This is a genomic window from [Clostridium] symbiosum, assembly GCA_036419695.1.
Taxonomy (GTDB): Bacteria; Bacillota; Clostridia; order Lachnospirales; family Lachnospiraceae; genus Otoolea; species Otoolea symbiosa_A.
In genome coordinates, this window is record CP143946.1 from 2,635,565 (window position 1) to 2,648,089 (window position 12,525).

9 protein-coding genes are annotated in these 12,525 nt (G+C 51.2%); 4 read left to right on the top strand and 5 right to left on the bottom strand.

The features are described from left to right. Positions 1–49 precede the first annotated feature (49 nt). From V3C10_12170 to V3C10_12180, 3 genes are read left to right on the top strand one after another with little or no spacing between them, the layout of a single operon-like run. Entirely contained in the window at positions 50–808 is a 759-nt protein-coding gene (locus V3C10_12170) for an ABC transporter ATP-binding protein (protein WVP64523.1), read from the top strand. A 1-nt stretch (position 809) separates the two neighbouring features. After that, positions 810–3,317 carry an FtsX-like permease family protein gene (locus V3C10_12175; GenBank protein ID WVP64524.1) on the top strand — a complete coding sequence of 836 codons (2,508 nt, stop codon included), beginning with the start codon at positions 810–812 and terminating at the stop codon, positions 3,315–3,317. 4 nt (positions 3,318–3,321) lie between these two features. Further along, positions 3,322–5,487 (top strand): serine hydrolase domain-containing protein, encoded by a 2,166-nt coding sequence (locus tag V3C10_12180; protein ID WVP64525.1) that lies wholly within the window; start codon positions 3,322–3,324, stop codon positions 5,485–5,487. Between the two features lie 97 nt (positions 5,488–5,584). Here the strand turns inward: V3C10_12180 and V3C10_12185 are convergent, their stop codons facing one another. Continuing rightward, a complete protein-coding gene (locus V3C10_12185) occupies positions 5,585–6,880 on the bottom strand; it encodes a HAMP domain-containing sensor histidine kinase (GenBank protein ID WVP64526.1) in 1,296 nt (431 codons plus the stop codon). Then, positions 6,877–7,569: a response regulator transcription factor gene (locus V3C10_12190; protein WVP64527.1), complete on the bottom strand. Its 693-nt coding sequence runs from the start codon at positions 7,567–7,569 to the stop codon at positions 6,877–6,879. Before V3C10_12190 ends, V3C10_12185 begins: the two co-directional genes overlap by 4 nt. Before the next feature lie 125 nt (positions 7,570–7,694). Between V3C10_12190 and V3C10_12195 the strand changes: the two genes are divergently transcribed. Further along, positions 7,695–9,074 (top strand): S41 family peptidase, encoded by a 1,380-nt coding sequence (locus tag V3C10_12195; GenBank protein ID WVP64528.1) that lies wholly within the window; start codon positions 7,695–7,697, stop codon positions 9,072–9,074. Between the two features lie 181 nt (positions 9,075–9,255). Here the strand turns inward: V3C10_12195 and V3C10_12200 are convergent, their stop codons facing one another. The 3 genes from V3C10_12200 to V3C10_12210 all read right to left on the bottom strand — a co-directional run bounded on the left by V3C10_12200 (position 9,256) and on the right by V3C10_12210 (position 12,482). Continuing rightward, the gene (locus tag V3C10_12200) at positions 9,256–10,311 is read right to left on the bottom strand and encodes a tyrosine-type recombinase/integrase (GenBank protein ID WVP64529.1); all 1,056 of its coding nucleotides are present in this window, start codon (positions 10,309–10,311) and stop codon (positions 9,256–9,258) included. A 35-nt stretch (positions 10,312–10,346) separates the two neighbouring features. Then, a complete protein-coding gene (locus tag V3C10_12205; protein WVP64530.1) occupies positions 10,347–11,072 on the bottom strand; it encodes an ATP-binding protein in 726 nt (241 codons plus the stop codon). Between the two features lie 210 nt (positions 11,073–11,282). Beyond that, on the bottom strand, positions 11,283–12,482 hold the full coding sequence (locus tag V3C10_12210; protein WVP64531.1) for a hypothetical protein: 1,200 nt from the start codon (positions 12,480–12,482) through the stop codon (positions 11,283–11,285). Positions 12,483–12,525 lie beyond the last annotated feature (43 nt).

Here is a 12,525-nt window from a genome sequence, read left to right on the forward strand (position 1 = left end):
AATCACGATTGGTTATAATGGTTATATCGCAGTGAGAGGAGTTAACGATATGAAACAGATTATCATTCAGACCAATAAATTGTGTAAGACATTTTCCTCCGGCGGCCGCCAGCAGCACGTTTTAAAGAACCTGGATTTGAGTATATACGAGGGAGACTTTACCGTGATTATGGGGGCATCCGGTTCGGGTAAATCCACCCTTCTCTATGCGCTCTCGGGCATGGACTGCCCGACGCTCGGGACTGTCCGCTACGGGGATACGGAGATTACGGGGATGAACGTCAGTGAGCTGGCGGTATTCCGGAGAAAGAACTGCGGCTTTGTGTTCCAGCAGATTCACCTGCTCGATAATATGAGCGTGCTGGATAATGTACTGGCAGCAGGACTTTTGATAAGCCGAGACCGCAGAAAGACGGCCGCCAGGGCAAAAACGCTTCTTTCCCGGGTTGGGATTCAGGAAGAGGATCTGGGCAAATTTCCGGCACAGCTTTCCGGAGGGGAAGCGCAGAGGGTGGGGATTGTACGGGCATTGATCAATGAACCGAAGATAATTTTTGCGGACGAACCCACCGGAGCGTTAAATTCGGCCTTCGGGACCCAAGTCCTCAACACGCTGACGGAGCTTAACCGTCAGGGGCAGAGCCTGGTTGTGGTGACCCATGATGTGAAAACAGCCAGACGGGCGAACCGGATCCTGTATCTGAAGGACGGTGTGGTCTGCGGGGAGTGCATGCTTGGAACGTATGAGCACGGCGACGGGGCGCGCCATCAGAAGCTTGGCGCATTTTTAGATGAAATGGGGTGGTGATATGGCGGTTTGGATGATTGCCCGTGCCGGTATCCGTAAGAAAAAGGGAGTTGCCGTCTCCATGGGTATCCTGATTATGCTGGCCGCCGCCATGTTCGACGTGGGACTTACCCTGCTGGCCGGGGTGGGAAGTTTTTACGACCGGGAAAACGACCGGTTAAATGGAGCCCATTATATTGTCCGGTTTATGGGCAATTCCTATCAGGATGAGTATCTGGACTATTTCCTGGAAGACGGCCGCGTCGAATCGGCAGAGACCGTGGAGGCCGTCATGATGAATATGGCCAGTTTCCCGGATGGAGGCGTTATTTCTCCTGATTTTATTCCGATGGACGCTATGGGTTCCACCGAGGGGTATGAGATAACGGAAACGATGGATATGACGGAGATAGGGGATGATTTGGCCGTATATGTCCCGGTATTTTTCAAGGATATGGGATACCGGCTGGGCAGCAGGCTGGTTTTAGAATATAATAAGCAGATTCTGGAATTCCGGATTGCCGGTTTCACCCAGTCTACGTGGTTTCAGTCCTCCGTGAGCAGCCTGGTGGATATTTATGTTCCGCAGAAGACCTATGACCGGCTTTTCGAGATGATCGGCGGTGGATATCTGATCCGGGTCCGTGCAAAAAACCAGGGTGACGTGGAAGCGATCCGGCAGGATTTCAAGGAAAATACGGATATTAATATTGAAGCGATTTCCCTGACCTCGGATGTTATGGATTTCTCCATCAATGAAATGCGGCAGGGCAGTACGATGGTGGTCAGTCTTTTGTCGGCCGTGCTGTTTATCTTCTCCTTCCTGATGGTGTTGGTGGCCGTGATCGTCATGCGCTTCCACATCCGCAATCATATTGAGGCCCAGATGGTCAGCCTGGGAGCCATGAGCGCCATCGGATATACCGGAAACCAGCTCAGATGGTCCATTGCCGTGGAATTCCTGATTATCAGTACAATAGGCACGGTTTTCGGAACCATGGCGTCCTATGCGGTCATTGCGGGGCTGGGGGGAATCATCACCAGCTCGGTGGGCGTCTCATGGGCCGGAGGCACCCACGGGAGCACCGATTTAATCAGCGCACTTGTGATTATGGGAATTGTTCTGCTCGTGTCTGTAAAGGCGGCGGGAAGGGCGGCAAAAATCCCCCCGATTGAGGCGCTGCGCGGGGGAATGAAGACACACAGCTTTGAGAAGAATTATTTCCCTCTGGAGAGGACGTCGGGGAAACTGCCGTTTGCCCTGGGCGTTAAAAATATGATGTTCCAGAAAAAGACGTATCTGATGGTGGGCTGTATTTTTACAGGCGTTGCCTTTGCCTGTGGGTTTGCGGTTATTACCTGGTGGAATATGGGAAAGGACGATCAACTGGTCCGGAAGCTGACCGGGTTTGAAATCAGCGATATCATGGTTTACACGGCGCCCCACACGGATTACGACGCCCTGGTTTCGGAGATAGAGGCCATGGACGGGGTGAGGAAGACGAATCTCTACGAGACGGGGTCGGCCAAGGTAAACGGGGAACTCCTGACCTGCTATCTGTCCGACGATTACGGCAAGATGGAGATGGTGGAGGTCTATGAGGGAAGCTTTCCGAAGTACGACAATGAAATTGCCATCACAGGCGTGCTTGCCAAGGCCTGGGGAAAGTCGGTCGGGGACACGGTCAGCGTCCAGACGGAACAGGGGATGGCAGAGTATGTCATAAGCGGCCTGGGGCAGAGCATGAGCAATTTCGGCCGCCAGTGTTATCTGAATCTGGATGGGATGAAGAGGGTCTCCCCGTTTTATAAGAAGCACACCATTTCCGTCTACCTGGAACCTGGAATTGTAATCGAGGATTTTATCGGGAAGATGGAAGAGCGGTTTGAGGTACTGTCCCCCTCCGGGAGTACAGAGGAGAACCGGCGGGAGAAGGACGCTGCGGCGAAGGCCAAGGAGAAAATGGCCGCGCTTTTGTCCTCCTACGGCGTGGACAGCGCCCAGTATGCCCTGATGGTGGACGGTGAGATTGTTCTTTCCGGCAGCACGGACAGCTTTGTCATCGACCGGATCGAGAATAACCGCAAGCTGTTTATCAGTAATGTGGATACAATCGCTTCCTCCATCGGAGTGATGTCGGTTGTCATTCTGGGCGGAACATTTTTTATGATTATTTTGGTGCTCTACATGGTGATCCGCTCCATTCTGGTGCGCCAGAGGACGGAGTTTGGAATCTACAAGGCGATGGGATATACGGACCGTCAGTTGATGGAAATGATTGCATCCAGCTTTCTACCCATTTCGGCGGGCGGAACCCTGCTCGGCTGCATCCTGGCCTCCCTGGGCGTCAACCGCCTGGCCAGCGCTTTGTTCGAACAGCTCGGCATTTCCAATCTGAAGATGGCGATCAATCCTTGGCTGATGGCCGGTATGGGAATCATCATCGTGGCCGCCGCATTTGCCGTCTCCATGGCGTTGGCACGGAAAATTAAGGGAATTACAGTCTATGGGCTGCTGACGGAGGAGTGATAAGATGAGAAACAGATGGAAAATGGGCGCCGCTGCGCTCGGCCTGGCAGCCGTTCTGTCCATATCAGGATTTGGCGGGGAGGATTTGGCCGTGTCCGGCCGCGGCGGGGCGACTCTGGTTGCGTCCACCGGAAACAGCGGAATGAAATCCGGCCAAAGCCGGGAGAAACTCTACGGCATCGGCTCCACCAGCAAGGTGATAGTATCCGCTGCCGTCATGAAACTGGACGGAGAAGGGAAACTGTCTCTCGACGAACCGCTTATCCGTTACCTGCCGGAATTTGAAATGGAGGATCCCCGCTATGTCCGGATTACTCCACGCATGCTTTTAAACCACAGCTCCGGCCTTCAGGGCGGGACGCTTACGAATTCCATGCTTCTGGGGGATTCGGACACATACAACCACGATACGCTCCTCCAAAAACTGAAAACGCAGCGGCTGAAAGCCGATCCGGGGGAATTTGCCACCTACTGTAACGACGGTTTTACCCTGGCGGAACTCCTGGTGGAGCGTGTCAGCGGAATGAGTTTTACAGAATATATAGAGCATGAATTTGCGGCGCCTCTGGGTCTTGAAAATTTAGCTACGCCGCAGACACCGGATATTCTTAAACGAGCGGCCGCGGTGTATGACACCCAGACCGGAGAGCCTCTGCCGCCCGAGATGGCAAATGTCATCGGCAGCGGGGGAGTTTATGCCTCCGCCGTGGATTTGTGCCGGTTTTCCCGCCTGTTTATGAGGGACCAGGGGGCGGCAGCAGGGATTCTACCGCAGCAGGCCGCACGGGAGATGGAGGAGAGCTCCTACGAAGCGGCGGTAAATCCAGAGCATATCGAATCCACACTGTCTTACGGGCTGGGCTGGGACAGCGTGGATACCTATCCGTTCAGCCGTTACGGCATTAAGGCGCTGGTTAAGGGCGGAGATACCACGTTTTACCATTCAAGCCTCACCGTTCTGCCCGAGGAAAATGCATCCTGCGCCGTGGTGACCAGCGGCGGTTCCAGTGTGGCCGCCCAGCTTGCCGCTCAGGAAATCCTGATGGAATATCTGGAGGAGTCAGGGCGGATTGTAAGGGAGACCGAGGATATGGCGGCCGGGGGAGAATCAGAGGCTGCGGGTGAAATTTCGGAGGAACTTATGACATGCGGCGGGCTCTATGCGGGAAGCGGGCTTTTGTCGCTCTCCATGGGAAGGGACGGAACCCTGACCCTGGAAAACCGCGGTACAAAGCGGGACAAACGCCAGGTCTATACCTATCGGGGCGACGGCCGGTTTTACTCTACAAACGGCAATTATATGGATATGTCGGGCCAGCTTGTAAGAAGCAGCAACGGCAGGACGGGGAAAACCTTTCTGGAATTCAGAAGGGGAGCGGACGGGATAAACCGCCTGATGGCCGGTACTTTTGAAACGTATCCGAAGTTAGGAAACACGGCGGTTTATCTGCCGGTGGCGGAACAGCTTACGGAAGGACAGAGCGCGGAAAGGAAGGCCGAAGGGGGGAAGGTTGAGACAGAACAAGCTGAATTAGAACCTGTTGAAACCGTGCAGGCTGAAAAGGAAGACACAAAAAAAACAGAAGTCCCGGAAATGTGGAAGGAACAGAATGAAAGAGAATTCTATCTTGTGAGCGAGAAGAGTACCTCCTCCTTTTACCTGTCTCATTTTATGGTGGAGCCGCTGGTAGGGGAAGAACCGGCCGGATATTTGACCTTTGATGCCAATGAACTGCGGATGGCGGCCATAACTTCGGAGGATGAGGCCAGATTTTTCCAGAAGCTCCCGGGGCAGGCGGGCCGGGATTTGAGTGATTACCACATCGAAATGCGGGATGGGAACGTGTATCTTGAAAATGAGAGTTACCGTTTTATCCGCGAAGATGGAGCCGGAATTCTTGAGGCAGGCGGTCGGCCGATCATAATTGCAAAGGGCGGAGATACCAGATGGTTCACATTTGGGAAAGAACAGGAGGGACGTCCGGTCTCGATCGAAAAACCGGATTCCGGCGCCTGGTACGTCTATGACCACAGCGGCAAAACAATGAAGTGTGTGGCCAGTTCCTGGCTGATTGAGGACGGCGAATCATTCCTGCTTCCCGCAAAGGGCCTGATCGCGTTCGCGGGTGAGGCAGGAGATGAATTTGTGATAACGTCCGCGGTGCAGTGAGCCTCGACTGCTCTTAAAGAATTCCCGAATTGACCTTTCACGGCATTATGGAGCATTAACCTCTTACAGCATTATGAAGTATTGGCCTCTCACGGTATCATGAAGCGCCGGCAAAGGGAATCAGCAATTCTACGGCGAATCCGTCCTCAAGGTTACGGCATTGGATATCGCCGCCCATCTGCTCCATCAGAAGACGGGAGATGTAGAGCCCCAGCCCGGAGCCCTCGGCCTTTTCTTGGGCCTGACGGCTGCCCCGGTAATATTTTTGAAACAGGAAAGGGAGTTCCTCATCGGGGACTCCCTTTCCGAAGTCCCGGAATACGAATACCAGTCCGCTGCCCGTGATAGTGGACGAGACATGGATGGCCGTATCTGCATATTTGTAGGAATTATGAATGATATTATCAATGACCTGTGAAATACGCAGTGTGTCCATGAAAAGAAGACAGCCCGGAACCGGATCGAGCCGCACCCGCCCGCAGTAATCGGCGCTCCGTATCATCGGAACCAGAAGTTCACTGCTTTCCTCGGCCGGATTTACCGTCATTTTACCCAGATCTTCCAGGGATGCCTGGAACAAATTGGTGACCAGGCGGTCAATCTGCCCTGCCTTTTCATAGATGGTTCCGATTTTATCCCTGGTCTTTCCTTCCGCCTCCGTTGCCAGCAGCAGTTCGCTGACCAGCTTGATGGAGGCCACCGGCGTTTTGATATCGTGGCTCAGGGACGCAATCAGCTCTTTTTTACTTCTGTCTGCTTCAGCTTCCCGCTGTCTGGCCTCCCTGAGCTGTTCACGCATCAGATCAAAACTCTCCGTAAACGCCCCGAAAATATGGCCGCGATCCATCGGCAGAGGAAAGTCCAGATTACCGGCCGCTACGTGGCGTGCAAAATCCTTCAGTTCCAGAAAGGGACGGATGACGCTGCGGTTTAAATATAAGAGATAGAGTCCGGCCGGAACGGCGATCAGTACCAGGAAAAAGAGGGCGGCGGTTATGAGCTGTTTCCTGCTTTTTGACAGGAGATCGCCATAGGAGGTGCGAATCAGAACCTTACCAACAACAGTCCCGCCGTTTTCCACAGTAAGGACGGTCTGATGGTTTAAAACGGCATCATGGACCGAGGAGGGCGCTGCGTTGGAAGTTGCAAAAAGAAGCGTTCCCCGGTTGTCCAGGACCGAGTAATCATAAGAAATCCCATCCGCCTCAGACAATCCGTCGGGAGCTTCAAACTTCCGGGACTCCCAGGCATCCGCCGTCCCGCGTACAATACGGTTGACCGCCACCATATCCACCGGTGTTTCGCGGATTTCGGCAGTGAGAGAGTGAAGGACCATACCGCCGAGGAAAAGATAAAGAATGAGAGTCAGGAGGAGCCACCGTTTGCGGATCATACGCCTTCCTCCGCATCAAAACGGTACCCGGTGCCCCAGACGGTCACAATCCGTTTCGGATGGTTGGGATCTTCCTCAATCTTTTCCCGCAGATGGCGGATGTGGACTGAAAGAGTTCCCTCCGCGACGTAAGGATCCGGCCAGACCTGGCCGAGCAGTTCTTCTTTTGGAATGACGCGTCCCGGATTTTGGGCCAGATAAACCAGGAGCTTAAATTCCATCTCCTTCAGACGGATGAGTGTGCCGTCCACAAAGACCTTATGTCCCGGTAGATCGATGGTGACACGTCCGCTCGTCAGGGGAAGGCCGTCCGCGGCCGCCGTCTGTGCACAGCGTTTCAGTACTGCCTTTACCTTTGCGAGAAGAATACTCAGGGTGTAGGGCTTCTGGATATAGTCGTCACCGCCGATATTTAAGGCAGTCAAAATATCGTCGTCACTTGTTCTGGCGCTGATAAAAAGGATAGGGATGTCCAGATTTTCCCGCAGTTTCTTGCACAGAGCAAAACCAGACTGTTCTCCCAGATTGATGTCCAGAAGCAGGACGGATACCGAATTTTCCCTCAAAAAGCCGAGGCATTCCCCGTAGCCGGTCACATAGGCGGAGGAAACCTCAAACAGGTTAAAATATTCACTGGTGGACTGGGCGATGGCCAGCTCATCATCCACGATAAGACAGTCATAATGCATGCAAATTCTCCTTGGAGTGTTCTAGTCCTGTTATTATATCATGGAGAGATATAAAAGGAAAGCGGATGGCCGCACCGAGCATTTTATGGTATAATGAACACAGAAAAAAATCAGGAGGTATCCATTTGAAACGAATTATAAACGCCTGTGCGGCCTGCTGCATCGCGGCATTATCACTTTCCGCCTGCAGTCCGTCATCGGCCCCTGCCCAGAAAACCGAACCGGCCTCTGTAGAAACTTCCGTGACTTCCGCAGAAACAACCGCAGCTGATACCCATGCGGATATGGTCCTGTCAAAAGAACAGATGTTGTCCGATTATAATAACATGTGGACTGCCATGGGAGAGAGCTATCCTTTCTGGGGAGTGCTAAGCCGCAGCAACCCCGAAAACCCGCATTACTATGACGATATGATTGAGGATTACAGAAAACAGATTGAGGATATGGATTTAGAAGGCGATGACGCCATGTGGAAGTTTATCGATATTATTGCCAACAGTCTTTACGATGTCTGCGGCTCAACAGGTCATGTGGGAATCCTGAATCCCCATTATTTCCGTGACTTCAGAAGCACCAATGAGAAGTATCTGAGCGAAATGCCGGTTCTGCAGCCCTGGGTCGATTTGGGCCGGAAGCCGGAGGTCAACGCATTCTATGAATATTACGATTACCTGCTGACCCTCCTGCCGGATATGCCGCCGGAAACTGAAGAGGGAGCGGAAGAGAATGATGAAGAAAAATCCGCGGACATGGAAGAGTTGACAGAATCAAATTTGGCAGAACCGAATTTGATTGCGAAAATACTGTCCGAGGAAAACAGGGTTGCCTACATAAAGGTGGATTCCTTTGGGGACGAGATGATGGAAGAAGATCTGCCGAAAATCCGGAGTTTTCTGAATGAAGTCAGGGATTACGACCATCTGATTATTGATATCCAAAATAACAGCGGCGGCAATACCGTCTACTGGGAAGAGGCTTTTGTACGCCCGAATATCACGGCGCCTGCAAAATACCGGACGCTACGTATGATGGAGGATAACGAGCTGACCAGGCAGTTTTACGGTTCAACGTATCAGGATTCTTCCATAAGCGTTGAGGATATTAAAAACGACCCTAAACTAAACTGTCTTCCGGAGGAAGATATGGGCGGAATGGCTTTTGCAAAGGAAATCAGCGACACGATGGAACCGGAATTTGATGAAAAACTGTTTGGAGGCAAAATATGGGTGCTCACGGGGCCCAATGTGTTTTCTTCCTCAGAGGCATTTGCGGTATTCTGTAAGGAAAGCGGTTTTGCCACACTGGTGGGCCGGACGACGGGCGGCTCGGACAGCGGCGGCCCGGTATGGTATGAACTGCCGGAAAGCCATCTGCTGGTGACGTTTGATGTGGAATACTGCCTGAATTCCGATGGAAGCTGCAACATGGAGCATGGAACCGTGCCGGATATCGAGACGGACGATGCCCTGGGAACCGTGATGGAAATGATTGGAGTGCAGCAGTGAGAGCAGTCAGAAAAGGATATCGTTGAAAGCGGCAACGTTCCGTTTATTTAAAATATGAAACATAAAAATAAGAGGTGGGCAGAGTGTCAAATTCTGCTCACTTCTTATTTTTGTTCTTATTTTTGAAGTTTCTTATTTTTGTTCTTATTTTTGAAGTTTTTTAACTTTTCGGATTAATGGTCTAATTATCCCGCAGCTGTACTTTGTTTCGTGCACTGCGCCGGCGCTCGTCCTCCAGCGCCGCATAATGTTTCTTAGTGGTATTTACGTCCGAATGCCCCAGTACATCGGCAACGAGGTAAATATCACCGGTTTCACGATAAAGGCTGGTGCCATACGTGCTCCGGAGCTTGTGGGGCGTAATTTTTTTTAAGGGAGTTACGATGCGGGCATATTTTTTGACGAGATTTTCCACACTTCTGACATTCATCCGTTTTCTCTGCAGAGAGAGGAAGAGGGCGGCTTCATGGCCGGGTTCGGGCGTCACATGTTTCCGCTCGTCAATATAATCTTTTAGGGCATATTCTACTTCGGAACCAAAGTAGATAATTACTTCTTTACCGCCCTTGCGGTGGATTTTGAGTCCTCCGGTTCCAAAATCAATATCGTCCAGATTCAGGCCGACACATTCCGAAACACGAATCCCGGTTCCCAGAAGAAGAGTCATAAGGGCCAGATCGCGAAGGCGTGTCTTCACATGGAATTCTCTCTGTTTTTCCGTCAGGTGGTCGCCCTCGTCCACCTGATCCAGGAGTTTTGCAACCTCATCGACTTCCAGGCGGATAATTTCCTTCTCGTGCAGCCTGGGAAGTTCTACCAGGGCGGCAGGGTTGTTTTTAATGCGTTCCCTGCGGTAAAAATAATTGTAAAAGCTCTTTAATGAGGACATTTTCCGCATAATGCCGCGTTCCGTGTTGATGAGGTCCTCTTTTTTGTCCGTGGAATAGCATTTCAGGAATTCCATGTATTCCTCCAGGTCCATCAGTTGAATCTCATCCAGGACAGTGAGAGAGAAGTCCTGCATTTTATAGTCCGCAAAGAGGGGGTTCTGTTTCTTCAAAAATTCAAAAAAAGTCTTTAAGTCGTAGGCATAAGCAATTCTTGTGCGGGAAGAGGTGCGCGGCTCAATACCCCGGAAAAAATCGGCGCAGAAGGGCGGAAGTTCCTTCATCATCTGGCGCAGCCTTTTCGTATTTTCAAGTGTTTCCTGCTCATGGTAAGAGAGTGGCTTTCCCATATAAAATCAACTCCTTCATAAATAAAATTAATTCCCTACCGGCGTTTTTGAGGCCATCCATCTATATTGCCCTCAGTAATGGCATGGAAAAAACGTTCCTTAACGCCGGGTGCATCCAGATTTAACTGTTTTGTTAATTGTTTAACATATTCGCGTTTTGTTTTTCCGTCAACCGGGCAGGGATTTTTGCATACCGGCAGTTGATATCGGTTCTTGAATCCTATGACATCGGCCTCATTTACATATATCATCGGCCGGATCACCGTAAGTCCCGTGCGGTCCAGAAATGTTTCCGGGGAAAAGGAATAAAAACGGCCTTCATAAATCAGGGATAAAAGCATCGTTTCGATTAAATCGTCGCGGTGATGTGCATAGGCAATCTTGTTGCAGCCGAGACGGATGGCTGCCTCATTGAGAGCGCCTTTTCTCATTTTGGCGCACAGTGCACAGGGATTGGATTCTTTGCGCGTGTCGAAAAGAATTTTTCCAATTTCCGTAGGCACTACGGTATATTCCACGGATAATTCCTCACAGAGCGATTTAACAGGCGATAAATCAAAATCACCGAATCCCAAGTCAACTGTAATTGCACATAAATCAAATTGATTCGGATAAAACTTCTGAAGACCCTGTAATGCATAAAGCAGAGTCAGGCTGTCCTTGCCGCCGGAGATGCCGACCGCAATTTTGTCACCGGGCTGTATCAGGCCGTAGTCATCAATGGCCTGGCGGGTGAGACTGAGCAGACGTTGGATTTTCATAGAGTAATTGGCCCCTTTGTACGTTTGATATGGAACTATTCGATAAAGTAGACTTTCACGAATAGTTGGATATAGGTAGTATAACACTACTCTATATAAATTACAATCAAAGAATTAAATTTACAATCAAAAAGCCGGAGGAAATACGATATCAAAATATCCTCCGGCTATCTCTTTTGCCGCACTTAGCAAAATTTAAAATATATGTTTTTAAAATGTCGTTTCCGACGAAATAACGACTTCCGAGGCAGTGAATTCCATTCCACCTGACATTCCTGCTCCGGCATCCGTAAAGCCGCCGTCATAGAAACCGGCATTATCTCCCGGGAGTTTTGGTTCATAATCTCTCCGGCTGCGTCTGTCTCCCAGAATCATGTACTGATCGGAAAGTCCCTCCCGGATGAGGCCGTAGTCGGCACCTTTCCGGGCGGAACGCCGCTTTTTAAGCTCCAGCTTAATCTGTCTGACCCTTTTCTCCTTCCGGGCCTTCTCTGCATGTTTTTTCCGCACGCCCAAAAGCTCTTCCTGATCCAGCTTTCGAATCTTTTTGCTTCCTCTGGCGAGCAGCTTCTGCAGGGAGCGCATGGCCCTTCCGGCTTTCACGCGTTCCTTTTCGTCCCCATAAACGGCGGCCAGGCGGAGGTTGTTGATACTCCGGTGGACATCGCTCATCACTTTCTTTACCTCTCCTTTGGAACCGGCTCTCGCGAGGCCGGAGAAATGGTTTAGGGAGGAATAAGAGACATACACTCTTTTCCTGTAATCATTGTCCGACGGCTTTTGCGGCCCTGATTCCAGACTTCCAGAGGATGACGGCAGTTTTTTCTTTAATGCATCGGCCATCTTCTTTGCTGCGTCGCGTTCCGTCTGCTCCGGGACATACCAGGAGACTGCTTTCGTTTCACCCAGGTAAACACCCCGTGCCTCCATGCCCTTTCCCTCTGAAGATAAACGTCTCAGGGCTTCGGTTAGTGCGGTCTTACACGTTTCATAATCTTCCCGGCTTCCCGCCATTCGTTCCAGGAATTCCCGGCTGACAACCAGATACGTGCCCCTTCCCAGTTCGGCCGCCATCTGTTTGATATCGTGTACTCCGCCCTGCTTCCCGGAAAGAATTGTAATTCCCGGATAATCCTTCGACAATACATCAAACAAATCGGAAATCGCGGTTTCAGAGATGGACGGATTCCAGTCTGAGGACAATTCGGCAATGTCCCTGTTCCGTCTCTGGCTCTGTGATGCCGATTTATTTCCCCCGCTGGACGCAGTGTTCAGATTCCCCGGGGATTCTATTTTACCGGATGAAATAAACGGACTTCGATTTACCTGTCCGGCCTCCATATGATACAAATCGTGATTTCCTTTCCCGTAGCCTTTTGCCAAGGCTGCGCTTCTATCCAATCCGCCCACAGCCACGCCTCCTTCCGGCGGTATTTTCCGCCACTGCGCTTTT

Bases quoted from the DNA above. Each gene is read 5' to 3' on its own strand.
- V3C10_12170 (WVP64523.1), top strand. From the start codon at position 50: ATGAAACAGATTATCATTCAGACCAATAAATTGTGTAAGACATTTTCC.
- V3C10_12175 (WVP64524.1), top strand. From the start codon at position 810: ATGGCGGTTTGGATGATTGCCCGTGCCGGTATCCGTAAGAAAAAGGGA.
- V3C10_12180 (WVP64525.1), top strand. From the start codon at position 3,322: ATGAGAAACAGATGGAAAATGGGCGCCGCTGCGCTCGGCCTGGCAGCC.
- V3C10_12185 (WVP64526.1), bottom strand. From the start codon at position 6,880: ATGATCCGCAAACGGTGGCTCCTCCTGACTCTCATTCTTTATCTTTTC.
- V3C10_12190 (WVP64527.1), bottom strand. From the start codon at position 7,569: ATGCATTATGACTGTCTTATCGTGGATGATGAGCTGGCCATCGCCCAG.
- V3C10_12200 (WVP64529.1), bottom strand. From the start codon at position 10,311: ATGGGAAAGCCACTCTCTTACCATGAGCAGGAAACACTTGAAAATACG.
- V3C10_12205 (WVP64530.1), bottom strand. From the start codon at position 11,072: ATGAAAATCCAACGTCTGCTCAGTCTCACCCGCCAGGCCATTGATGAC.